We start from the raw sequence: 22,099 nt of genomic DNA, 5'->3' as shown, positions 1-22,099 counted from the left end.
ATGAACCAGCAATTGAGCAGTCTGCACGACTTGTCCATGGATGATACGGGGCGGCTCCATCCTCCGCCTTCGGTGCTGCATGAACTGAACTTGGCGAACAAGCGCCTGGACAAACTGCTGGCTGACCTGCGCAACGAACACAACGCCGATGCGGACTTGCGCCACATCGCGCGCGAAGTCGTGCGCGCGGTCGAGCTGAATCCCGATATCGCACTGGCCTGCGTCTTTCTCAATCAGATCGCCGGCACTTACGCGGTGCGCCATTGTATCGAGACCGCGGTGGTGGTGGTGCTGGTGGCGCGCGGCATGGGCCGTACTGCGAGCGAGATCCTGTCTCTGACTGCGGCGGCGCTGACCATGAACGTGGGGATGCTGCGCCACCAGGACAAATTCCAGTGCAAGATGGGCTGCCTCGACCAGGACGAGATGGCGATCGTGCATCGCCATCCAGCCGATAGCGCCGAATTGCTGAAGTATGCCGGTGTGGACGACGAAGAGTGGATTTCGGCCGTTCTGCTGCATCATGAAAATGATGATGGCAGCGGCTACCCCGAAGGCAAGTGTCGTGACCAGATCACGCAAAACGCCCGCATGCTCAGCCTCGCCGACCGCTACTGCGCCCAAGTCTCGGCGCGCAACTACCGCTGCTCGCTGGCGCCGAACGAAGCGCTGGAGCGCGTTCTGAGCGATACGAAGCACATTTGCGACCCAGCGCTGACGGAACAATTCCGCCGCCAGGTCGGCAAATATCCGCCAGGTTGCCTGGTGCGCCTGGACAATGGTGAGCTAGGCGTGGTCACGCAGCGCGATTCCGGCGACGGCGTGGTCGAGGTCCACTGCCTGCGCGACCGGGCCGGAAAGCCATTCCCGGCGACCGTGCACCGCCGCACTTCGGAACCGGAATGCTCGATTGCCGAGGTCCTGAGCGAGGACCAGGCCGAACTGCGGTTCAGCATGAAGCAGATCTGGGGGGCGCAGGCGGCACTTTGACGGCGGATCGATGATCCGCCCTACGCCGCGGCGTGGCGACGGCGACCGGCGCGCAACGGGGTCACTGCGCCGCCAACTGCTGCAACTTGCGCTCAACGAACGACTGCAACTCCGCGCTCAATCGCCCCGAATCGCGCGCGCGCACGAACGCATCGCGCGCCTCGGCCTTACGCTGCTCCGCCTGCAGCGAAATCCCCAGTCCCATCCACCACACGCCCTGCCCCGGCTGCATCTGCACCGCGGCCGAGTACTGGTCGATCGCTTCCTTATGGCGCTGCGCGCGCTGCAGCAAGCCGCCCAGCAGCGCACGATAATCGGCGTTGCCGTTTGCGTATTGCAGCCCACGCTGCAGGGTTTCAATCGCCGGCCCACCCTGCTCGCCTTGCAGACGGGCCAGCAGCATCACCATATTCGACTGTCGCGGGTCCAGACCCACTGCGAATTGCAGGTGCCTGACCGCTTCGGGATACTGCTTACGCTCGACCAGCAGGCCAATCAGCGTTTGTCTTGCCGCCTCGTGCCGCGGATAGAGGAAAACGGCTTGCTCCAGTGAGACAATCGCGTCGCTGACGCGCGCATCATGCAGCGCTTGCAGCCCGCGGCGGTATTCGTTTTCGGCGCGTTGCTGGGAGCTCAGGCTGCTCCCGGCGTCCGCCTCGGCGCCGCGTGCCGCCGCCACCGCCGCAGTTCCGCGCGCGACCGGCGGCTTGTCAGCCGAAGTCCGCTGCTTCTCCGCGCCCCGCAGCCTGTCAGCGGCCGCCTTGGCCGCCCCGCCGCCAACCGTAGCGTCGTCCGCCCGCGCGGAATTCGCCGACAGACCGTGCGCCGTGTCGGCGAATGCCTTAGCCGCGTTCTTTGCACGGTCCACGTTGGGCGCGCGGGTTAGGTTCAAACCGTCCGGGGCACGAGAGACATCGGCGACGGACGCCGACGGCGTCGGCGTTGCAGCGGACGACGCGGGGAGCGCGGAAGTGCGCGCAGCGGTGGCGTCGATGATGGCGCGCGAGGACGGGTTCGCGGCAGCTGGCCGGCTGGCGGCCGGGGTCACGCTGCCGGAGGCGGAAGTGACGGCGGTGGCCGAGGCAGAGGAAGGCGCGCGGAAGTGCTGCCAGGCCAGGTAGCCGGCGCCGGCGGCGGCCAATGCGGCGGCGCCCAGGCCGGCGGCCAGATACGCGCTGCGGGAACGGGACGGCGGCGCAACCGCGCGAACCTCGGCCGCAGCACCGCTGGCGGCCGGAGAGCCGCCACCGCGCGCGTCCAGATCCTGCAGCATCTTGTTAATCAGGCTCATTTGACGAAAGCCCACGTCACGCTGGCCACGCCAATGACGGCAGCGGCGCCGGCCAGCCACGGCCACCACCATCCCTGGCTGGCCGCCGTATCCTTCACTGCCAGACCAACGTGGCGGCGCTCTACCTGATGCCGTCCCTCGCCATAAGCCAGCAGCAAAGCCTTATGCGCCAGAATATTTACCAGCCGCGGGATACCGCCGCTGGCCGCATACAGGCGCGAAACAGCAGCGCGGGAAAACAGCCGCGCCCCGGTAAAACCGGCCACGCGCAGCCGGTGCGCCAGATAGTATTCCAGGTCATCGCGCGACAAGGCGCCCATGTGGTAATGGAAAGTGATCCGCTGCGCCAGCTGGCGTATCGACTCCATCTCCAGATGCTTGTTCAGTTCCGGCTGCCCGAACAGCACAATCTGCAGCAGCTTGCGTTTCTCGGTTTCCAGATTGGTCAGCAGGCGCAAGGCCTCCAGACTTTCCAGCGGAATCGCCTGCGCTTCATCCAGCAGCAAAATGACCTGCTTGCCCTGCGCCGCCAACTCCATCAGGCGGAAGGTGATGGACTTCAGCAGCTGGTGCTGATCCACATCGCGTGGCAGGATCAGTTCCAGCTCGTCGGCCAGGGCCAGCATCAGCGTGCGCGGTTCAAGATAGGGATTCGGGATATAGGCCGTGACGAAATCCTCGCCCAGCGTCGCCATGAATTTGCGGCACAAGAGCGTCTTGCCGGTGCCGACTTCGCCCGTGATCTTGATGAAGCCCTCGCCCGAGCGCACCGCCACCAGCAGGGTATTCAAGGCCTGCTGCGAATGCGCGCTGGTGAAGAAATAGCTGGTGTCCGGCGTGATGCCGAACGGCGCTTCGGTCAGCCCGAAATGGCCCTGGTACATATCAGCGTGCTCCCGCCCTGCGCGGATCGAGGGCCTTGATGCGGCGCTCGGTGTCCAGCAGGTCTTCATTCCAGCTGGATTCACTCTCGACGATGGTCGGCTTGATCAGCACCACCAGTTCGCGCTTTTGCATCACTTCCTGTCGGCTGCCGAACAGCGCGCCCACCACTGGCAAGCCGCCCACGCCCGGCACGCCATTCCGGTCCGAAGTCGAAGCCTGGCGCATCAAGCCACCGATCGCCACCACCTTGCCATCCTGGCCGCGCACCATGCTGTCCATCTCGGACGTGGTGGACGTGGCCAGCGGCAGGTTCAGGTTGCCCGCGCTGCCAAGGTTGATCCCTTTGTTGACCGTCGCCACCTGGCTCACGGACGGATGCACGTGCAGCATGATATTGCCCTGGTCATCGATCTGCGGCGTCACATCCAGCACCACGCCGGAGAAGAAAGGCTGCAGCGTGACATTCGGCGAAACCGTGCCGCCGCCCACCGCATTGGTGGTGGTCGTGGTGCTCACGCCGGTCACGAAGAATTCGTCCGTACCGATCTTCAGCACGGCCTTCTGGTTGTTCATGGTCGCAATGCGGGGGCTGGACAGCACATGCACCGTGCCCTGTGACTCCAGGAAGGAAATCAGCGCCGCGAAATTACTGGTCTGGAAGGCCAGGCCAAACAGCGAGCCCGCCGCTTCCGCCGCATTGCTCAAAGAGTAGCCGGTAGCGGATGCCAGGCCCGAGCCGGTGATCGGCGCCGCCGGCACGTTCGGGTTGCTGTTGCGCGGCAGCGGCGTCAGGCCTGCCCCCGGCGACAGCACGCCACCGGAAACGCGGCTGTTGCCATGCGTGGCAAACGCCGCCCAGTTGATGCCGCTCTGGAAGCCGCTGTTCAACTCCACTTCCAGGATCTTCGCTTCCAGGATCACCTGGCGCTCCACTGCCAGCTGCGTCGCACGGAGATATTTGTCGACGGAGCGCAATTCATCCGGCATCGCGCGCACCACGATTACGCCCGATTGCGGGCTGATCACAACACTGCGTCCGCCCTCCTTGCTGCCGACGATGGCTTCCAGCGAAGCCTTCAGCTCCTTCCAGAAATCGGCATCGGACGTGGTGATCACATTGCTGGAATCACGTTGGCGGTTGTTATTGCCGTTGCCGTTCGTGCCGTTGTCGAACTGCTGGTTGTTGTTCTGATTCTGGAAATTGTTATTGTTATTGTTGTTCTGGTTGTTGGTCTGATCCGCCACCGAGGTTGAGCTCACGCGCAAATTGGACATGCCGCGGCGCTGCGAAGTCAGGTAATTCACCTGGAACATGCGGGTCTGGATTGTCAGCGGACGGATGTAGACTTTGGTGCCCTCGATGCGATAGTCATAGCCATACAGTTCGCGCACCGCATCCAGCGCTTCCACCAGCGTCACATCGCGCAGGTTGGCGGAGATATTGCCGCTCACGTCCGGATGTACCAGCATGTTGTAGCGCGTGCCCGCCACCAGCGAGTTGAAGAAAGTCCGTGCAGGCACATTGTTGAAGGACACGTTGAACCGCTCCTCCATCACCTCGCGCGCCTTCGGCAGCTGCGTGGCCAATGCGCTTACGGGAGGCACCAGCGCGTCGGCCACGGCCGAAGGTTGCGCGGGCGCGGTCGCCGGCCTGGTGGCCGCCGCCATCTGCTCGCCGATCTTGTCATAAGTATCGCGCGGTGGGGACGCCGAACAGGCCGCCAGGGCCGCCGCCACGGCCGCTACCGCTGCCAGCTGGATGAGGTTTCGCATATTCGTTCTCTATTTCTTGCGGCCGCCCGCCGCCAGGGGATATAAGTGCAGTACTTCTTTCTGTTCACCACGGCGCAGCACCGCTTCTTCCGGGCCCACGTGCTCCAGCACCGCGCCGCGGAACTTCTCGCCGCGTTTCACGATCTCGCCATCGATTACTGCCACTTCCCTTCCTTCGTAGCCTTTGCCAACGAGGACCGATTGCAGCTGAGGGCGCCCCGGTGCGGCTGGCATGCTGCCCGCAGCCTGCGGCGACAGGAGTTCCGCCGGAGGTCGCGTAGGGTCGGACAAGACAGCGTGCGACTGCGCCAGGCATAGCGCCGGCATCGCCACCAGCAGCAACAGGGCTCGGATCCTCATAGCGTCATCCATTTATCGTCCAGGCTCAGGGTGTAGAGCGTGAGCGTCAGCGTGGCGGTCGGATAATTGTCCGCATCCAGCTGTACGCGACCCCAGAACAACTGGGACGGCAATGCCTGCAGTGACTCCATGTACGAAAGCATATCCAGGTAGCCGCCCTGCACCACCAGCTCTACACCGTGACGATACAACAGCTCGCGCGGCTTGGGCGTCCCCGGTGCAGCCGCAGTAACCACCGGCGCCCTGGCCGCAGCCGTCATCTCACTCAGCCCGCTCACCGGCAAGGTGCGCACAGAAACGGTGCGCAGCTTGCTGTTCGCCCGCATCAATTGCCCCAGCAGCGCCGCCATCTTCTGCGGCGGCACCAGCCCGCGCTGCACCGCCTGCAGCGAGCTTTGCAGCGCCGCCGTCTGCTTTTTCAAATCCGCAATCTGTTCCAGCGCCGCCACGTCCGGGTTGGCGCTGAAGGCCGCCATGCGCGTCGTGATCTCCGCATCGACGGCAGCTGCGCGCGACTGGTGCTGCGACAGGTTCGCGCGCAGCACCTGCTGGCGCGCCAGCAGCGGCGCCAGAGCCAGCTGATAAATGATGAACAGCACGATGGCGATGCCCGCCCCGCAAACCATCACCCGCTCGCGCAGCGACAGCGCATCGATCCGCGCCGAAAGCCTGACCCAGAGCGCCTTCATTTGGAGGCCTCCGTGCCATGCGACTGCAGCCTGAATTCGATGTAAGGCGCCGGCTTGGTCGCCTGCACGGCAGGCGTTGCCACCGCCTGCTGCGCCGCTGCCTCCGCGCCGCCGATCTGCAGGCTGCCAAAAGTCTTCCCGCGCAAGACAGGTTCCTGCGTCAGCCGGCCGATATAGCCGGGCACCAGGCCCGCCTGCAGCGCCTTGCCGCGCACATTGATTTCCTTGCCAGCGCCGACGATGTCCAGCCCCGTCAGCCATAAGCCCGGCACATTCTGGCGCGCAAAGGCGCGGAAGTACTCGGCATAGCCGGACGTATTGCCCAGGTCACCGCCCTTCAGCACACCCTCCGCTTCGCGCATGGACACCAGTTCCGCCTGCAGCCGCACGGCTTCGTCCTGCAGGAACTTGCTCTTCTCGCGCGGCGCGAATTCCGCCTTGACCTTGACCAGCGCCGCTTCACGCGACGTCACATGCGCCTGCGCTGCAGCCACCTGGTTCTCCAGCTGGCCGACACTATAGGCGCCATAAGCGGCTATCGCCAGCGCGCCAAAGGCAATCACGCCAAGCACCTGCGCGATATGGCCGGCCGTGAAGACCTTCTTCTGCTTGAGGAAGATAGGATTGAACAGGTTGATCTGCTGGCTCACAGCGCCACCTCCTCATCACGCAGGGCGGCACCCAGCGTCAGGAAGTGAAGCGCCTGCGCGTCCATCGCATGCAATTCCGGCGCCGCTTCCAGATCCAGCACATCGGCCAGGCTGAACGCTTCGACGGGCACGTACAGGTTCGGCGACAGGAAATCCGCCAGCCCGCTGATGCCGGATGGCGCCAGCATCAGCTTCGAGACGTTGATGAAGGAGTATTGGCGATCGAAGTGGTCCAGCGAACGTTGCAGCTCCAGCGCCACACGCTCCAGCGCCTGTTGGCGGTCGCCCTGCTGCAGCTGCTCCAGGGTGACGTCCACACGCCGCGCCAGATACAGCTCGCCCTGATAACTCACGGTCAGCAGGCCGCCGCTGCGGTCGAAGGACAGCATGGCGATGCCGCGTCCTTCCGGTTCCAGCAAGGCCGCGATATTTCGCTGCGCCATTTCGGGAATGTCGATCACGCTCAGGCCCATGCCCGACTCGCGGAACTGGTCCTGGCGGGTTTGAATGAGGGAGTTCCGCGCCGCCACCGCGAACATCGACTGCGGACGGCCGGTGCCGCTGTTCCCGGCCGGTACATTCAGCACATCGATCGTGGCGTCATCCACATGGAAATCGAGCATGTCCTTCAGGCGCCAGCGCACCGCGGTTTTCAGCTCGTCGGCCGGCACATTGGGCGCCTCGACCGAAAGTAATTGATACTCGCCCGCGGCCAGCAAATTCATGCAGCGGTATTCGCCCGACTTGAGCTCGCGCGCCACAGTGGCCATCGTCTCGCCAACGGCGTTCTGGCCGGCCGGATAAAAGGCGGACAGCATCACACGCGGCCGTCCCGCCGGCTGGCGTGCCACCGCGGCGACACTTACCCCACCGGCGCCGAGCGCGATGGCGAGACTGCCCTTTTTCTTCTTTTCGCGCGTGAAAAAACCCATGCCGCCCGTCTAAATGTTGAAATTGCAATAGGTTTGCAATGTAGATGCTTGATTATATTCAAGTTTACATTACACTTTAACCAAATTTCACAAATTCTGAGCAAAAAATCCCTGCTGCTGTTACGGTCTTGACACATTCTGTTGCCGCATGGTCTGATTCGGCATGCCTATCCGACCGCTATTCCTGACGGCGCTGCTGCTCGGTAGCGGCCTGACCAATGCTCAAGCCGACAGCTATACCCTTCCGGCCGACCTGACCAGCAGTCCGTTCAATTGCACCTTACTCAATAGTGGCGCGTATGACTGCCCCGCCATATCACTCAGCAAAGATACTACGCTGTCGCTCACAGGCTCCGTAAACATGACGGTCAATGGCAAATTTGACGCCAACAAGACCTTTTCGACAGATAACCACGGCTATACCTTTGCATTAACCGTCATGGATGATGTCGATTTCCGTATGGATCTGACGGCCCAAATGAATCTGACGGTGACGGGCAAGGTCAACTTCGCCAAAGACGCCCATTTCACTGGCAATATCATCACAAAGTCCTCCAGCGGCGATCTGACGGTAGCAAAAGATTCCTGGATCGACGGTAACGTGAACGTCGCGGGCGACCTGAAAATGGGCAACGATAGCTATATCACCGGCACTTGCATTGTCACTGGTAGTTCTAACTATTCTTCTTGCGTGGCCCCGCCCCCGCCGCCCAGCACGCTCCATCATGTGCGCCTGAACCACACTGGCAGCGGCCTCACCTGCACGCCGGCGCAGGTTACCGTGTACGCCTGCAGCGATGCAGACAGTGGCGGCAGCTGCACCGCGAACACTAGCGGCATTAGCGGCACTGTGGTCGCCATGTACAGCGGCGGTTCGGCTCCAGTGCCGTTCACAATCGCAGCCGGCGCCAGCTCGGTCACGGTCGATGTAGGCGTGACAGTGCCGGGCAATGCCACGCTATCCACTTCCGCACTGTCGCCGGCGCTCGCCAATGCATCAACTTGCTGGAACGCCGCCAGCGGCAGCAGACAACTGCGTAGTCAACTTTGCAGACTCGGGCTTCGTCTTCGACATCCCGGATCACTATTCGGATAGCGCTCAGCCCTTCACGATCGCTGCGGTGCGCAAGGGACCAGGTTCACAGCCCGCATGCGTGCCCGCGTTTTCAGGCACCAAGAACGTTACCTTTTCCTGCAGCTACGTTAGCAGCCACGTTGGCGCAATGGTCCCCGCCTTTGGCGCGGACAACAATGCGGGAACCAACCTGGCTTGCGTCAGCGGCAGCAATCTGACGCTGGGCCTGTCGTTCAACAGCAGCGGCGTAGCGAACGCCAATGTACGCTATCCGGATGCGGGCAAGATCAACGTACTGGCCTCCAGCAGCGGTATCAACGGCTCGGACGATTTCATCGCCGTGCCGAACAAGTTCCTCGTCGAACTGCCGGGCAATGCCAGCTATGTAGCGGGAGTGCCCTTCAATGCGCAGGTGCAGCCGTTAAACGTCAGCAATAACCTGACCCCGAGCTACGGTCAAGGCAATGTCGCGGCGCTAACGCAACAGCGCTGCCAGCCTATCACCAGTGATGCAAAGGACGGCGTCCTGTCTAATACCACGCTCACATTTGCCAGCGGAATAGGCACAGCCACTCCGAACTGGAGCGAGGTGGGCAACGCCGATATCGTCGCGACTGACGCCAACTATCTGGGTCAGGCGAAGCTTCCCATCACAGGCACTTCCAATCTGAATGGCACAAGCTGCAAGAATAACAGCGGCGCGGCGGGGCCATTCCGCCACACCACTTTACAACGACTGTCACACGCACGGCCACCTTCACTTACTCAGGCCAGCCATTACCAGTGACCGTGGCAGCCTTTAACGCCAATGGCGGCGCGACGCTGAATTACTATTACGTCGACCCTGCCACCCAGCCGGGTATCGGCTTTGCGACCGCCGCAACGCTAACAGCCATCAACCCGACAACGGGTGCGACGATTCCGCCTTCCATTGGCGCGCTGTCGGACTACACTGTCTCGGCCAATGCCTTTGCTCCCGGAGGCACTGCCTCGGCCACGCCAAAATTCACCTTCGCGAACATCTTCACGGCGCCAACGTCAATTCGCCTGCGCGCGGCAACCAGCGTACCCGTCGTATCATCTGCCACCTTTACCGAAGGCGGCACCGAAGTCCGCAGCGGCCGCCTGCGCCTGAGCAATGTCTTCGGCAGCGCCACACAGCAGGCCAAGATGCCAGTGCGGAGCTGAATACTGGACAGGACAGTCATGGCTACTAAATAGTCTGGATACGGACGCCGATGCAACGAAAATCGCCACGATTGCCATCGCACTAAGCCCAACCACCACTGACAGCAAGGCAACCGCAAACTTCAAACTGGTCAATGGCCAGGGTTTGATTGCCCTTAGCCCACCCTCCACGCCAGGCTATGTGGATCTCGCCATTAACCTCGGTGGCACAAGCCAGGATGCATCCTGCCTGCTTAGCCATCCTGTGACCTCCGGTTCCGCCCAGGCTTGGCTGCGTTCGCAATATGGCAACTGTGGCGCCAACGCCGACCCATCAGCCCGCGCCTCCTTCGGCATCTATGCGCCGGGAACCAACCGCGCCATTCATATTCGGGAGCGCTTCAATTGAACCGGATGCAAAACGGCTTCACAATGGTCGAACTGATCACCGTTATGGTCATCCTTGGCATCATCTCCGCCATCGCCATACCTCGCCTGCTATCCTCCGGAAGTACCTTTGCCAGCGCCACTTACCGTCAAACCGTGGTCGCGGCGCTGCGTCACGCCCAAAAGTCTGCCGTGGGTCACCGGAGGCTTGTTTGCGCGAATTTCACGACCACCACCGTCACGCTAACGATTGCGGCCGCCAATCCGGCGGCCGCATGCAACACAACGCTGGCCAGCCCCGATGGCAGCGCGTACGCTAGCAGCGACGCCAGCGTCACCGCCACCGATACTGCCACCGGCCAAGCACCTGCTGCGCTCTTTTTCCTGCCAGACGGGCAAATAACGGACAACAGCGGTGTACCTGCGACTCTCACCATTACCATTGCCAACCTGGGCAATATCACTGTCAACGGAAACACGGGCTATGTCGAATAAGCGACAGTGCGGCATGACTCTCGTTGAACTGATCATCGCAATGGTGATCATTGCCGTCGCTCTCGCTGGTGTGCTGGGCGTGCTGTCGCGTAGCGCTGTGGCCAGTGCGGACCCGATGATAAATAAGCAGCTGATCGCACTAGCCGAAGGCATGATGGAAGAAGTCCAACTCAAGCCGTTCGGCGCACCTGCCGCCAGCGCTCCCGCCATGTGCTCGCGCCAGAATCTGCTCACGGTCGGCGACTATAACGGCTACAACTTCCCCCTTTGCCAAATTGACGGCAGCCCCATGCCACTGCTGGCTGGCTATACCGTACAAATCACCGTCGCGCAGGGCTCGGGCAATATCCTCGCTGGTGGCGCCATTGCAGCCGCTAATGTACTCGACATCACTGTGACAATCCGCAACGGCTCCCAACAGTACACATTGCGTGGCTGGAGAACACAATAATGCCGATGCAACGCCAGCGCGGATTCACATTGGTAGAGTTGATCGTGGTCATGGTCGTGTCCGGGATCCTGGCGGGCATTTTGATCGTATTCTTCCGCCCTGCCTTTTCGAACTATCTGGCGTCGGGCCGACGAGCCGCGCTGAGCGACATGGCCGATGGTGCTATGCGGCGCATGGCACGCGACATACGTTCATCGGTGCCGAACTCAGTGCGGCAGCAAACTGACGTGGCAACCGGCACACAATATCTCGAACTCGTCCCGACCATTTCCGGTGGACGCTTCCGTGTCGCACCCGATACCGCCTGGGATACTGCCAATTCCGGCAATCCCAGTATGGCGCTGGACACCAACGCGCCTGGCAACGGCTTCGATGTTCTGACTACGCTGGACCCTATGCCGCAGGCCAATGACTGGGTAGTGATCGGCAATCAGGATCCCTCCGATCTTTTCGGCACCGCCACCAGTCCGCCCCGCTCGATCACACAAATTCAAGCAATCGGACCAGCGCCCGCGGCGCAAGTCGGTACGGCGCGCATCACATTGACGGTGCCTGCTGTCGTTCCACCAGGTTACGATGGCGGGCGCTTTGTCGTTGTGCCGAATGGGCAGCGTGCCGTCAGCTATATTTGTCAAACGCCGGGACTGGACGCTCAAGGAACCGGCAGAGGCACGCTGTTTCGGGTGTCCAACGTGAATTTCGCCGCCACGCAACCGATGCCAACGCCAACCGCCGCAGATACCCTCGCAACCAGGGTGCAGGCCTGCACATTCAACTATTCCGTGAATGGGGGGGGCACGATGGACAATGGCCTGGTCGAGATCACCTTGCAGCTTACCGACCAGAGTGAATCGATCACCCTGTATTACTCCGTTCACGTCGATAACGCGCCATGAGATTACGCCAGAAGGGATTTGCTTATATCGCCGCGATTGTCGTGGTTGTTGTGCTGTCCATGCTTGGCGTGGCGGCGGTACGCATGGTGACCACTCAGCAGTCCGGAGCTGCGCAGGACGAATTGGCTGCACGCGCATTGCAGGCAGCACGCGCGGGCACTGAAGTCGGCCTGCAACTTGCGAACGGCCAGGGCATTTGTCAGAACCAGGTACTGAATCTCAGTGCGGAAATAGGCTTCTGGGTCACCGTCACCTGTCGCAACGCCCTCGCGCCAAACCAGAATTTCTTCGAAGGTCAGCAGACCGGAGGGGCTGCGCAGCCCGTGCGCATTTTTGAAATCGACGCAGTGGCGTGCAACGTAAACGGCTGCCCGGCCAGCGCGCCACAATCCACCTCCCCTGAATACGTCGAGCGTCGCCGCACAGTCAGCACCTGCATCCGCCCCGGCCCGCCTATCACGCCGTGCTGATTGGACGAAAAAAAACCGGCTCCGCAGAGCCGGCCTTCGTTTGCGCGCTTAGCCTGTTTAGCAGCCGCCCGTCGTCACAGAAATAACAGGTGCAGTAGTTGCATTCGCAGCCTGCGTATACGAAACGAAGCAAGTTTTACCTCCCGTTTGTCCGTTCAGACTTACCGGAACAACCACAAAGCCGTTGGCCGGCGCATCAGGAGTATTAGCATCGCCCGTCACGCCGGACGCACCGCCCTGTACGATGTGAAAGTCATTGGCGGTCAAGCCCGCAGCGACGACAGTATTCGCGTCTCCGGCAGGGTAATTGTTAACCACGTTGACGGAAACACCCTCGTTGACCAGCGGCGTCGTGCCAGGCCGCAGCAGAGCCTGGCCGTGAATCATTGCCGATGTCGCTTCCAGGGAACCGCGCACAGCGCGCAAGCTGGCAGCCCGAGCATCCGTGCCCATATTAACAAAGCGCGGCAGCGCGGTCGCGGCGAGAATGCCGAGGATGACGATGACGACGATCAGTTCGATCAGGGTGAAGCCAGCTTGTGCCTGGCGACGCAGTTGCAACCTTTGTGGGGCCATTCGACGTTCTCCAAAAATCAAAAAAATGCGGCGATCAGTCAATCTGTTCCAGTGACAAGCCGCCTGCCTCTGGTGTCGCGTGAGAATTGGTGAGAATCCCCTCGGTGCGGCGAAATTCTAACTTGAAATTATGACGATTCTGCGTCTCAGGGAAAAAATAGTTTCGCTTGTTCAATAAATAAGTCAAAGTTTTCGAGTGACTATCGAAATACCAGTGTCCTGAGAGTAAGTTACCCGGCTTAGCGCCATCATACTCGCCTGCATAGTTTGGTGGCAGACGTTCCAGCCAGGTCATGGGATTTTCCTCGGCCAACAGCGACAATTTCTGGTTTTCCCCTCTTAGATACCGCGCTCCTACCTTGACCGCAAGGGCGGTGCGCAACTGCGCCACGACTGTTTGCATCGCGGCCTGCTCTGCTTCGGCTTGATAAAACTGCACGCGTTGCAGAAAAACTGTCATCAAAACGCCAAGGACAGCCACAACAACGGCAAACTCCAGCCGTCCGGCGCCGCGTTGCAGATGAGCGACACTATTTACTTTGAAGCAGCCCGACCTCATCGATGCAGCGCAGCCTTGCCGAGGTCCCAGATCGGCAGGAAGATGCCGAGTGCGAGCACCAGCACCATCACGCCCAGGAACGCAATGAGGATAGGCTCGATCTGAGCGGACAGCGTCTTCAGCTCATAATCGACCTCGCGTTCGTACATCTGCGCGATCTCGTCCATCAGGTCATCCAGCGAGCCCGACTCCTCGCCGACGGCGATCATCTGCAGCACGACCGGCGTAAACACGTCGGCCGCCGCCGCCGTACGCAGGATCGACTCGCCGCGCTCCACGCCATCGCGCATCTGCTCCACGCGGGCCGTCAGGTAAGCGTTATCGACAGTCTGGCCAACCACGGTCAGTGCCTGCACGATCGGAACACCGCTGCGGGCGGACAGCGCAAAGCTGCGCGCGAAACGGGCCAGCGTCGCCTTCAGGATGATCTTGCCCGCGACCGGGATGCGCAGCTTGAACTTGTCCCACTCATAACGGCCGCTGGTCGTGCGCACCCAGCTGCGGAAGCCAAGTGCGGCGGCAATCAGCAGGCCGGCCAACAGCGGCCAGTAATGCACGGAGAAGTCGGACGTCGCAATCAGGATGCGCGTCATCAGCGGCAACTGGGCGTTGAAGCTGGCGAAGACCTTGGCGAAGGCCGGGATGACAAAAATATTCACGATGACCATCGCCGCGACCATCGCGAACACCACGAAACTCGGATAGCGCAGCGCCGTTTTCACGCGCTCGCGCATGTCGCGGTCGAATTCCATGTGGTCGAACAGGCGCAGGAAGACTTCATCCAGGCGGCCCGTCATCTCCCCTACCCTGATCATCGACAGATAAAAGGGCGTGAAGACCGAAGGATGGCGGCGCATGGCCGCCGAAAAGTTCACGGCCCGAATCCAGCGACTCGCGCAAATCCTTGATCACCTTGCCGAAGGACTTGCTGATGGCCGATTCCTGCAGGCCCGCCAGCCCGCGCATGATCGGCACGCCCGACTTCAGCAGCGTAAACATCTGGCGGCTGAACAGCTGCACATCCATATGCGTGACCTTCTTCTCGGTCAGCCGCTCCCACAGCGATTCTTCGCGGTCGGTGGACGCCTTGGCCGTCACCGTAATCTCGATCGGCGTGACGCCGGTGCTGAACAACTGGTCGGCCACGGCCCCGCTGTCGGCGCCTTCCAGCACCCCCTGCATCAATTCGCCGCGCGCATTGCGGCCCTTGTAGGCGAAGAATGGCAAATCAATCCTCCAGCTGGTTACTGATGCGCATCGCCTCGGCAACCGTGGTGCGGCCCTGGATCACCAGCTGCACGGCGTGGCGACGCAAGGTCTGGCCGGCCATCTGCTGCGCGGCGGCTTTGAGAAAGGCGGCGGGATCCGGATTGTTTGCCGCATCGACAACGCCCTGCGTCATCTCCAGCAGTTCGTAGACGCCGGTACGGCCACGGTAGCCCATGCCATTGCAGTGCGAGCAGCCCTTACCGTGGAAGTAGCGCGCCATATCCACCTTGTCGTTCAGTTCAAGGCGTAGCCACTCGTGTTCGGACGGCGACGGCGTATAAGGCGTGGTGCAGCTTTCGCAGATCACACGCACCAGGCGCTGCGCCAGCACGGCCTGCAGCGAGCTGCCCACCATATAGCGCGGCACGCCCATATCCATCAGGCGCAGCGGAGTGCCCGCGGCATCATTCGTGTGCAGGGTGGAGAGCACGAGGTGGCCCGTCATTGCGGCGCGCAGGCCGATCTGGGCGGTTTCCTGGTCGCGCATCTCGCCGACCAGCACGATGTCCGGGTCCTGGCGCAGCGCGGAGCGCAGCACGCGGGCGAAGTCCAGTTCGATCTTCTCGTTCACCTGCACCTGGTTCACGCCCGGCAAGCGGTATTCCACCGGGTCTTCAACGGTGATCAGCTTCTTCTCGGACGAATTCAGTTCGGCCAGTGCGCAATACAGCGTGGTGGTCTTGCCTGAACCTGTGGGACCGGTCACCAGCACCAGCCCATTCGGCCGCTGCACGATGGCGCGGAATTTCTCCAGCAGCGGCTTGGGCATGCCGATCGCGTCCAGCCGCAGCGTGGCGCTGCTCTGGTTCAGCAAACGCATCACGATCGACTCGCCATACTGCGTGGGCATGGTCGAGATACGCACGTCGATCTTGGCGTTCTTCACGCGCACGCCGAAGCGGCCATCCTGCGGCAGACGCTTTTCCGAGATGTCGAGGTCGGACATCAGCTTCAGGCGCAAGGCCAGCGCCGGCGCGATCTTGATATCGGCCTCGGTCTGGCGGTGCAGCACACCGTCGATGCGGAAGCGGATCTGCAGGCGGTTTTCCTGCGGCTCGATGTGGATGTCGGACGCCTTCACCTGTGCCGCGTCGTCGAACACCGATTGCAGCAGCTTGACCACGGGCGCTTCTTCCAGGCCGGGGCTGGCCGCCGCCAGCACGCCAAAGTCCACCGCCGTATCGCCCAGTTCCTGTTCCAGTTCGCGCGCCAGGTCGGTGATGTCTTCGGTGCGGCGGTAGGTGCGGTCGATCACGGCCAGCACTTCGGTTTCGTTGACAACCGCCAGTTCAAGATTCTGCTTCAGCAGCTTGGCGATTTCATCGTATGCGAACAGGTCGGTGGGGTCGGAAACGCCCACCAGCACGCCGCCATTGCGTTTCTTCCAGCACCAGCGCGCGGAAGCGGCGCGCCTGGGTTTCCGGCAGCCGGCGCACCAGGTCCGGATTCACGTGGTAGAACTTGAGATTGATATAGGGGATGTTGAGCTGGCGCGCCAGCGCGCCGGAAATCTGCTCCTCGGTCACGTAGCCGTGTTCGACAAACACGCGCCCCAGCTTGCGTCCGCTGCGGCGCTGCTCGGCCAGCGCCAGGCCCAGTTGTTCCTCGGAGAGCAGCTTTTGCTGCACCAGAATCTCGCCAAGCCTGACTTTTTCCGGCCTCGTCATAAGCTGTTTGCCCCTATCGTGATATTCGCGGCCATTTTATGCGAACCGTGCATGCCGAGCTAGCAAAACTCGTTATTATTCACCAACCATGAGTCAAGCGATTTGCTTCACGAACGTAAGCAAACGACACGCCGGCCACGACGTGCTGGCGGCGCTCAACCTGGACGTGCCGCGCGGCTCGCTGTTCGGCCTGGCAGGCGTGAATGGCGCGGGCAAGACGACCCTGCTGCGCTGCCTGCTCGATTTTTGTGCACTGGATGAGGGCTCGATCGAAATCTTCGGCGCCAGCCACCGCGTACCTGCGTCACGCGCGCCCCTCGCCTTTCTGCCGGAGCGCTTTACGCCGCCGCCTCATCTGACTGGCGACGAGTTCCTGAAATTCGTGGTGAAATTGCAAGACCAAAGCTATGACCGCGCCGCGGCAGTCCGCATGCTGCAGGCGATGGACCTGGAGGAGTCAGCCTTGAATCGCACCGTGCGCCATTATTCGAAGGGGATGACGCAAAAGCTGGGGCTCGCCGCCACTTTCCTCATCCGCAAAGACCTCTACGTGCTGGACGAGCCCACCAGCGGCCTCGATCCCCGCGCCCGCATGCGCCTGAAGGAGCACCTGCTCGCCCTGCGTGGCGAAGGCGCCACAGTGCTGCTCACGTCCCACACGCTCGCGGACATCGATGAGCTCTGCGACCAGATGGCCATCCTGCACGGCGGCCGCCTCGTGTTCTCCGGCTCGCCAGCCGGCTGCCGCAGCCATTTTGGCGCCGATTCCCTGGAAGCCGCTTTCATGACTGCGACCACACCATGTACCAATCCCATTTCGGCCTGAACGAGGCGCCATTCAGCATCACGCCAAATCCCGCATTTTTCTACAGCGGGAACACGCGCGGCGAAATGCTGGCCGCGCTGCTTTACGCCGTGATCCACGGTGAGGGCATGGTGAAAGTCACGGGCGAAGTCGGCAGCGGCAAGACCATGCTGTGCCGCATGCTGGAGCGGCATTTGCCGCCCCATATCGACGTGCTCTATCTGGTGAATCCCAGCCTGGGCCCGCAGGAAGTGCTGTACGCGATCGCGGCCGAACTCGGCCTGGAGCCTGGCGGACTGCGCGTGGATGAAGTGATGCGCATGCTGAATGAGGAGCTGATCGCCCGTCACAGCGAGGGCCGGCAGGTCGTGCTGCTGGTCGAGGAAGCCCAGGCCACTCCGCTCGACACGCTGGAAGAAATCCGCCTGCTGACCAACCTGGAAACGGCGCGCCACAAACTACTGCAAATCGTGCTGTTCGGCCAGCCGGAACTGGACCAGCACCTGGCACTGCCCCGCATGCGCCAGCTGCGCGAACGCATTACGCACAGCTTCGTCGTGCCGTCCATGCCGCCTGAGCAGATTCCCGATTTCCTCGGATTCCGCCTGCGCGCGGCAGGTTATTACGGGCCGGATATCTTCAGCAAGCAAGCCGTGCGGCTGATTGCCAGCGGCTCGGAAGGCATTGTCCGCCGCATAAACGTGCTGGCCGACAAGGCGCTGCTGGCCGCTTATGTGGACGATGCCCGTCATGTTGATGCAAGTCATGTGCGACAAGCGATCCAGGAGGCAAGCTATTCGTGCGCAGGTCATTGGCGCAATCGCAGTATGATCGTTTTGGAAAGAATCTGGGGAAATTATTTTGGCAAGATAACTATTTGGCGACGATAAATCGATGAGAAAACTTGCGGCTTCCCTGATGTGCGCATTGCTCGGCGCCTGTGCATCGCCCAAGCTGCCGCAGTCGCCGTCGCACCTGAGCGAGCCCGTTCCGGCGGGCGGCGCGATTCCTGAACCGGTGCAGCAAGAGGCGGCGCTGCCGCGGCCCCGTCCCACGGCCAGGCAGGAAACCTATAGCGTGGCGGTGCACCGCGTGCCGGTGCAATCCGTGCTGTTTGCCCTCGCACGCGATGCGGGCCTGAACGTGGACATCCACCCGTCCATCGAAGGCATCGTCACGCTGAATGCGCTCGACCAGACCCTGCCCCAGCTGCTTTCGCGCATCTCGAAGCAGGTCGACATGCGCTACGAAATCGAGGGCAAGAACCTGATCGTGCTGCCGGACCAGCCCTACTGGAAGAACTACCGCATCGACTACGTCAACATTGCGCGCAGCACCAACAGCAGCGTGAATATCGCCACCCAGATTTCGACCACAGGCGGCTCCGGCGGTTCGCAATATGGCGGCGGTGCGGTTTCCACGGCGACCACCAGCAATCCGCTGAGCGGCGCTGGCGGGAATAACAATTCGACGACCTCCGTTGCCAACCGGTCGGACAATAATTTCTGGTACAGCCTGGAGAAGAATATCCGGGACATGCTGCGCCCCACCAACCTGAATGACCCGCTGACCGATCCGCTGGCGCAGATGCGCGAGCAGGCGATGGCGTTGCAGCAGCAGGCGCTGATGGCGGCCGGCGGTGGACAGGGCGGCGTGGCGGGCGCGGTTGCGGGCGCAGGGCCGCAGTACGGCAGCGCTCAGCCGGCGGACCCGAATTATCCCGGCAGCGCGGCTGGCTACCCTGGCAACCAGGCCGCAGCAGCCCAGGCGCGCGGCAGCAGCACACGCGTTTCGCAGTCCGTGATCGCCAACCCCGAAGGCGGCCTGCTCGCCGTGCGCGCGACCAGCCGGCAGCACGAGAAAGTGCAGGAATTCCTGGACATCGTCATGTCCACCGCCAAGCGCCAGGTACTGATCGAAGCGACCATCATCGAGGTCAAGCTGAGCGACCAGTACCAGCAGGGCATCAACTGGTCGCGCATCAATGGCAATTCCACGGTGCGGCAGGGACAGATCGGCACCAGTCCCCTGCCCTCGGGCATCGCTCCCGGCTCCTCGCCCGGCGTGTTCGTGTTCGACTACCTGAATCCCACCACGCGCTTCGGCAGCATCAGCGCCACCGTGCAGCTGCTGGAGTCCTTCGGCAAAGTGAAGGTGCTGTCGAGCCCCAAGATCAGCGTGTTGAACAACCAGACCGCACTGCTGAAGGTCGTGGACAACAATATCTTCTTCACGCTCAAAGTCACGCCCGCCGTCCTGACGACCACCGGCACGATCGCCACGCCGGCCACTTACGAGTCGAAGCTGGAAACCGTGCCGGTAGGCTTCGTGATGAGCGTGACGCCGCAGATCTCGGACAGCGATGAAGTCACGCTCAATGTGCGGCCCACCATCACGCGCGTGGTCGGCTTCGTGCAGGACCCTAATCCGGAGCTGTCCAAACAGAATGTGGTGAGCCGGGTGCCCATCATCCAGGCGCGCGAGCTGGAGTCCGTGATGAAGGTCCACAGCGGGCAGATCGCCGTGATGGGCGGCCTGATGCAGGATTCGGTCGATCATGCCAAGGACGGCATTCCGCTCCTGAGCGCCGTCCCCGTGGTCGGCAACCTGTTCTCGTACCGGAACGAGACGGCCAGCAAAACGGAACTGGTGATCTTCCTGCGCCCCGTGGTCGTGAAGGACGCGAGCATGTCCGGCGACTATAAGGAATACCGCTATCTCTTGCCGGGACAAAGCAAGGCGGGTGAGCTATGAGCCTGCTGATGCAAGCGCTGCGCAAGGCGGAGCGCGCCAAACAGGGCGTGCAGCTCACCGAGCCGCAGCATGAACAGGATGGCTTGCAACTCGCGCCGATCGAGACCGACATCCAGCGTGCCGCCGCCGGCAGCGAGGAGCATCCGGTCGGCGGTCCGGCGTTTTCGCTGGAGCCGATGGAGCCTGCTCTTACCGCCGCCGATCTTTCGGCTGAGGATGACGCCGCGGACATCCCCGTTATTCCGGCCACCGAAGTCGTGCACGATCCGGTGCCGCCGCAGGCGCGTCCCGGCGCGCGCCGTTCGCCCGCCGTTGCGGCGCGCGCAGCCGCCGAGGCACGCCTGGCGTCCGACATGCCGCACGGGCCACGTTCGCCCGGCGGGCTAGGCGCCGACGAAGCGCCGCACGCCGCTTCGCCTGTCGAAACTGCCCACGCCGCGGAAGCGTTCGGCCGTTCGCGTAGCCAGAAGGAAGGGCTGCGCACCACTGACCCTTTACCGCGCACGCCCGGCGCCCGCATGCCCGGCGCCGGCACTGATTCACTGTCCGGCGGCTTCCGTGGCCCAGCGCCCGGCGGCTCCTTCGGCGCGATGCCTGGCGCGTCTGCCGGTGCCGGCCCTGGCGCGACCGCAGGCATGCCGCAGTCCATGCGCCGCGGACCTGGCGCCACGCGTGCCGCTTCGGCCGCCTCCAACCGCCGTCTGGCCGTGCTGGTTGGCCTTCTCGTCCTGATCCTGCTGGCCTTTGGCTTCATCTACTTCCGTGCAGTCGGCGGCCGGCCCGGCGCCGCATTGCCGCCGGTGCCAATGCTGCCGCCGGGCACCATCGCCGCGACGCCCGGCGGCGTTCCAGCCACGGTGATTCCCGGCGTAGACGCCACCCGGCCCGGCGCAGTACCCACGCCCGCCGTCGCCGCCGCTCCGTCCCCCTCTACCGCTTCGCCGGGCACGGCGCCAACAACGCCAGCATTGCCCGAGCCGTCGCCGGCGCCGCCGCGTCGCACGGTGCACCGGTCACCCCGGCTGCACACCCATCGACCGCCGGCGCCGTCGATACAGCTACCATCGCACGCGGTGCGAGGGCGGGCCGCGGACCGGCGCCGCCCACTCGTCCCAACCGCGAGGTGATCATCCCCACGCCGGAAGCACTGGCAGCGATACAGGACCCGGCCATCCGCGCAGAGGCAATGCGCGATGCCGAGGAACGCGCAGCCCGCGCCGCGCGCGACGCCGCAGGTCCGCACCCTGCAGGAGGCGCAGGCGACGTAACAGCGGCAGCAGCGGGCGCGCCGCTCGCGCCATCGCACGCGGCCACGCCCGCCGCTGCCCCGTTGCCAGCAGACGCCGGCGACGTGCGTATCACCCGCAACAACGCCGCCGCCCAGGTCAGCCCTGCCGTGCAAAACGGCTGGTCCGCCTATAATGCCGGCGACCTGACTGCCGCACGCCAGCAATACGACACCGCCCTGCTGCAGGACCCGAACAACCGCGACGCCCTGCTCGGCAGCGCAGCCGTGGCGATCCGCGAACGCAATGGGCGGCAGGCCGCCGCCAACTACTACGTGCGACTGCTCGAACTCGACCCGAATGACGCGGAAGCCCTGGCCGGCCTGGTCGCCCTGCGTCCCGGCGACATCGAACAGGCCGAATCGAAACTCAAGGCCACCCTGCAGCGCACACCCGAATCCGGGGCCGGGCATTTCGCCCTGGGGAACCTGTACGCGCGCCAGGGCCGCTGGCCGGAAGCCCAGCAATCCTATTTCCGCGCCTTCACGGCCGCGCCCACCAACCCCGATTACGCGTTCAACCTCGCCGTCGGACTGGACCGGCTGAACCAGGGCCGCCTGGCGCAAAGCTATTACCAGCGCGCGTTGGCGCTGGCGCAGGCGGCGCCGGCCGGCTTTGACCCGAATGCCGTGCGCAAGCGCCTGCAAGAGCTGGGCGCCACCGCGCCCTGAC

23 protein-coding genes and 2 pseudogenes are annotated in these 22,099 nt (G+C 63.0%); 14 read left to right on the top strand and 11 right to left on the bottom strand.

The window, feature by feature from the left end; translation table 11 throughout:
* Complete coding sequence (locus ACHMW6_RS14800; RefSeq protein WP_395407848.1) at nt 1–990, top strand: HD-GYP domain-containing protein; 990 nt, start codon at nt 1–3, stop codon at nt 988–990.
* 61 nt (nt 991–1,051) lie between these two features.
* Here the strand turns inward: ACHMW6_RS14800 and ACHMW6_RS14795 are convergent, their stop codons facing one another.
* From ACHMW6_RS14795 to pilM, 7 genes are read right to left on the bottom strand one after another with little or no spacing between them, the layout of a single operon-like run.
* On the bottom strand, nt 1,052–2,281 hold the full coding sequence (locus ACHMW6_RS14795) for a hypothetical protein (RefSeq protein WP_395407847.1): 1,230 nt from the start codon (nt 2,279–2,281) through the stop codon (nt 1,052–1,054).
* Nucleotides 2,278–3,165, bottom strand: coding sequence for an ExeA family protein (locus tag ACHMW6_RS14790; protein WP_395407846.1), 888 nt, complete (start codon nt 3,163–3,165; stop codon nt 2,278–2,280). Before ACHMW6_RS14790 ends, ACHMW6_RS14795 begins: the two co-directional genes overlap by 4 nt.
* Before the next feature lies 1 nt (nt 3,166).
* Entirely contained in the window at nt 3,167–4,939 is a 1,773-nt protein-coding gene (gene mshL, locus ACHMW6_RS14785; RefSeq protein WP_395407845.1) for a pilus (MSHA type) biogenesis protein MshL, read from the bottom strand.
* A 9-nt stretch (nt 4,940–4,948) separates the two neighbouring features.
* Nucleotides 4,949–5,299: an MSHA biogenesis protein MshK gene (locus ACHMW6_RS14780; protein WP_395407844.1), complete on the bottom strand. Its 351-nt coding sequence runs from the start codon at nt 5,297–5,299 to the stop codon at nt 4,949–4,951.
* On the bottom strand, nt 5,296–5,988 hold the full coding sequence (gene gspM, locus ACHMW6_RS14775; RefSeq protein WP_395407842.1) for a type II secretion system protein GspM: 693 nt from the start codon (nt 5,986–5,988) through the stop codon (nt 5,296–5,298). Before gspM ends, ACHMW6_RS14780 begins: the two co-directional genes overlap by 4 nt.
* Nucleotides 5,985–6,638: a hypothetical protein gene (locus tag ACHMW6_RS14770; RefSeq protein ID WP_395407841.1), complete on the bottom strand. Its 654-nt coding sequence runs from the start codon at nt 6,636–6,638 to the stop codon at nt 5,985–5,987. The genes gspM and ACHMW6_RS14770 overlap by 4 nt, the downstream gene beginning before the upstream one ends.
* Entirely contained in the window at nt 6,635–7,570 is a 936-nt protein-coding gene (pilM, locus tag ACHMW6_RS14765; protein WP_395407839.1) for a type IV pilus biogenesis protein PilM, read from the bottom strand. The genes ACHMW6_RS14770 and pilM overlap by 4 nt, the downstream gene beginning before the upstream one ends.
* A 163-nt stretch (nt 7,571–7,733) precedes the next feature.
* Between pilM and ACHMW6_RS14760 the strand changes: the two genes are divergently transcribed.
* The 8 genes from ACHMW6_RS14760 to ACHMW6_RS14725 are packed head-to-tail and all read left to right on the top strand — an operon-like array spanning nt 7,734 to nt 12,511.
* Nucleotides 7,734–8,666, top strand: a complete 933-nt coding sequence (locus tag ACHMW6_RS14760) for a polymer-forming cytoskeletal protein (RefSeq protein ID WP_395407838.1) — start codon at nt 7,734–7,736, stop codon at nt 8,664–8,666.
* Entirely contained in the window at nt 8,563–9,432 is an 870-nt protein-coding gene (locus ACHMW6_RS14755) for a DUF6701 domain-containing protein (protein WP_395407837.1), read from the top strand. The genes ACHMW6_RS14760 and ACHMW6_RS14755 overlap by 104 nt, the downstream gene beginning before the upstream one ends.
* Nucleotides 9,357–9,833 (top strand): DUF6701 domain-containing protein, encoded by a 477-nt coding sequence (locus ACHMW6_RS14750; RefSeq protein WP_395408615.1) that lies wholly within the window; start codon nt 9,357–9,359, stop codon nt 9,831–9,833. The genes ACHMW6_RS14755 and ACHMW6_RS14750 overlap by 76 nt, the downstream gene beginning before the upstream one ends.
* On the top strand, nt 9,784–10,221 hold the full coding sequence (locus ACHMW6_RS14745; RefSeq protein ID WP_395407836.1) for a DUF6701 domain-containing protein: 438 nt from the start codon (nt 9,784–9,786) through the stop codon (nt 10,219–10,221). Before ACHMW6_RS14750 ends, ACHMW6_RS14745 begins: the two co-directional genes overlap by 50 nt.
* Before the next feature lie 5 nt (nt 10,222–10,226).
* Complete coding sequence (locus tag ACHMW6_RS14740; RefSeq protein ID WP_395408614.1) at nt 10,227–10,694, top strand: Tfp pilus assembly protein FimT/FimU; 468 nt, start codon at nt 10,227–10,229, stop codon at nt 10,692–10,694.
* Nucleotides 10,684–11,145: a prepilin-type N-terminal cleavage/methylation domain-containing protein gene (locus ACHMW6_RS14735; protein ID WP_395407835.1), complete on the top strand. Its 462-nt coding sequence runs from the start codon at nt 10,684–10,686 to the stop codon at nt 11,143–11,145. Before ACHMW6_RS14740 ends, ACHMW6_RS14735 begins: the two co-directional genes overlap by 11 nt.
* On the top strand, nt 11,145–12,041 hold the full coding sequence (locus ACHMW6_RS14730) for a type II secretion system protein (protein WP_395407834.1): 897 nt from the start codon (nt 11,145–11,147) through the stop codon (nt 12,039–12,041). Before ACHMW6_RS14735 ends, ACHMW6_RS14730 begins: the two co-directional genes overlap by 1 nt.
* A complete protein-coding gene (locus ACHMW6_RS14725) occupies nt 12,038–12,511 on the top strand; it encodes a PilX N-terminal domain-containing pilus assembly protein (RefSeq protein ID WP_395407833.1) in 474 nt (157 codons plus the stop codon). The genes ACHMW6_RS14730 and ACHMW6_RS14725 overlap by 4 nt, the downstream gene beginning before the upstream one ends.
* Before the next feature lie 57 nt (nt 12,512–12,568).
* Here ACHMW6_RS14725 and ACHMW6_RS14720 read toward each other — a convergent pair whose 3' ends face one another.
* From ACHMW6_RS14720 to ACHMW6_RS14705, 4 genes and pseudogenes are all read right to left on the bottom strand, one after another.
* The gene (locus tag ACHMW6_RS14720; RefSeq protein WP_395407832.1) at nt 12,569–13,129 is read right to left on the bottom strand and encodes a type II secretion system protein; all 561 of its coding nucleotides are present in this window, start codon (nt 13,127–13,129) and stop codon (nt 12,569–12,571) included.
* Nucleotides 13,122–13,646 (bottom strand): hypothetical protein, encoded by a 525-nt coding sequence (locus ACHMW6_RS14715; protein WP_395407831.1) that lies wholly within the window; start codon nt 13,644–13,646, stop codon nt 13,122–13,124. The genes ACHMW6_RS14720 and ACHMW6_RS14715 overlap by 8 nt, the downstream gene beginning before the upstream one ends.
* A pseudogene (locus ACHMW6_RS14710) lies at nt 13,643–14,873 on the bottom strand (type II secretion system F family protein). The gene ACHMW6_RS14715 and the pseudogene ACHMW6_RS14710 overlap by 4 nt, the downstream one beginning before the upstream one ends.
* Nucleotide 14,874: 1 nt before the next feature.
* Nucleotides 14,875–16,582: pseudogene (locus ACHMW6_RS14705) on the bottom strand (GspE/PulE family protein).
* Between the two features lie 88 nt (nt 16,583–16,670).
* On the opposite strand from ACHMW6_RS14705, the gene ACHMW6_RS14700 reads away from it, so the two are divergent.
* Genes ACHMW6_RS14700 through ACHMW6_RS14680 form a run of 5 tightly spaced genes read left to right on the top strand, consistent with a single transcriptional unit; the run spans nt 16,671 to nt 22,098 of the window.
* Nucleotides 16,671–17,408, top strand: coding sequence for an ABC transporter ATP-binding protein (locus ACHMW6_RS14700; RefSeq protein ID WP_395407830.1), 738 nt, complete (start codon nt 16,671–16,673; stop codon nt 17,406–17,408).
* Nucleotides 17,384–18,277, top strand: a complete 894-nt coding sequence (locus ACHMW6_RS14695; protein WP_395407829.1) for an ExeA family protein — start codon at nt 17,384–17,386, stop codon at nt 18,275–18,277. Before ACHMW6_RS14700 ends, ACHMW6_RS14695 begins: the two co-directional genes overlap by 25 nt.
* Nucleotides 18,278–18,281: 4 nt before the next feature.
* Nucleotides 18,282–20,141 carry a pilus (MSHA type) biogenesis protein MshL gene (mshL, locus tag ACHMW6_RS14690; RefSeq protein WP_395407828.1) on the top strand — a complete coding sequence of 620 codons (1,860 nt, stop codon included), beginning with the start codon at nt 18,282–18,284 and terminating at the stop codon, nt 20,139–20,141.
* A complete protein-coding gene (locus tag ACHMW6_RS14685; protein WP_395407827.1) occupies nt 20,138–21,268 on the top strand; it encodes a hypothetical protein in 1,131 nt (376 codons plus the stop codon). The genes mshL (ACHMW6_RS14690) and ACHMW6_RS14685 overlap by 4 nt, the downstream gene beginning before the upstream one ends.
* Complete coding sequence (locus ACHMW6_RS14680) at nt 21,265–22,098, top strand: tetratricopeptide repeat protein (RefSeq protein WP_395407826.1); 834 nt, start codon at nt 21,265–21,267, stop codon at nt 22,096–22,098. The genes ACHMW6_RS14685 and ACHMW6_RS14680 overlap by 4 nt, the downstream gene beginning before the upstream one ends.
* Nucleotide 22,099 lies beyond the last annotated feature (1 nt).

It is taken from the genome of Pseudoduganella sp. UC29_106 (assembly GCF_044055365.1).
GTDB lineage: Bacteria > Pseudomonadota > Gammaproteobacteria > Burkholderiales > Burkholderiaceae_D > Rugamonas.
The sequence above is the reverse complement of the archived record's forward strand: the minus strand, read 5'-3'. Positions and strand labels throughout refer to the sequence as shown.

Coding starts and splice junctions, on each gene's coding strand:
- ACHMW6_RS14685 (WP_395407827.1), top strand. CDS start 20,138: ATGAGCCTGCTGATGCAAGCGCTGCGCAAGGCGGAGCGCGCCAAACAG.
- ACHMW6_RS14730 (WP_395407834.1), top strand. CDS start 11,145: ATGCCGATGCAACGCCAGCGCGGATTCACATTGGTAGAGTTGATCGTG.
- gspM (WP_395407842.1), bottom strand. CDS start 5,988: ATGAAGGCGCTCTGGGTCAGGCTTTCGGCGCGGATCGATGCGCTGTCG.
- ACHMW6_RS14800 (WP_395407848.1), top strand. CDS start 1: ATGAACCAGCAATTGAGCAGTCTGCACGACTTGTCCATGGATGATACG.
- mshL (WP_395407845.1), bottom strand. CDS start 4,939: ATGCGAAACCTCATCCAGCTGGCAGCGGTAGCGGCCGTGGCGGCGGCC.
- ACHMW6_RS14735 (WP_395407835.1), top strand. CDS start 10,684: ATGTCGAATAAGCGACAGTGCGGCATGACTCTCGTTGAACTGATCATC.
- ACHMW6_RS14795 (WP_395407847.1), bottom strand. CDS start 2,281: ATGAGCCTGATTAACAAGATGCTGCAGGATCTGGACGCGCGCGGTGGC.
- ACHMW6_RS14790 (WP_395407846.1), bottom strand. CDS start 3,165: ATGTACCAGGGCCATTTCGGGCTGACCGAAGCGCCGTTCGGCATCACG.
- ACHMW6_RS14725 (WP_395407833.1), top strand. CDS start 12,038: ATGAGATTACGCCAGAAGGGATTTGCTTATATCGCCGCGATTGTCGTG.
- ACHMW6_RS14715 (WP_395407831.1), bottom strand. CDS start 13,646: ATGAGGTCGGGCTGCTTCAAAGTAAATAGTGTCGCTCATCTGCAACGC.
- ACHMW6_RS14740 (WP_395408614.1), top strand. CDS start 10,227: ATGCAAAACGGCTTCACAATGGTCGAACTGATCACCGTTATGGTCATC.
- ACHMW6_RS14780 (WP_395407844.1), bottom strand. CDS start 5,299: ATGAGGATCCGAGCCCTGTTGCTGCTGGTGGCGATGCCGGCGCTATGC.
- ACHMW6_RS14700 (WP_395407830.1), top strand. CDS start 16,671: ATGAGTCAAGCGATTTGCTTCACGAACGTAAGCAAACGACACGCCGGC.
- mshL (WP_395407828.1), top strand. CDS start 18,282: ATGAGAAAACTTGCGGCTTCCCTGATGTGCGCATTGCTCGGCGCCTGT.
- ACHMW6_RS14755 (WP_395407837.1), top strand. CDS start 8,563: ATGCATCAACTTGCTGGAACGCCGCCAGCGGCAGCAGACAACTGCGTA.
- ACHMW6_RS14745 (WP_395407836.1), top strand. CDS start 9,784: ATGTCTTCGGCAGCGCCACACAGCAGGCCAAGATGCCAGTGCGGAGCT.
- pilM (WP_395407839.1), bottom strand. CDS start 7,570: ATGGGTTTTTTCACGCGCGAAAAGAAGAAAAAGGGCAGTCTCGCCATC.
- ACHMW6_RS14760 (WP_395407838.1), top strand. CDS start 7,734: ATGCCTATCCGACCGCTATTCCTGACGGCGCTGCTGCTCGGTAGCGGC.
- ACHMW6_RS14695 (WP_395407829.1), top strand. CDS start 17,384: ATGTACCAATCCCATTTCGGCCTGAACGAGGCGCCATTCAGCATCACG.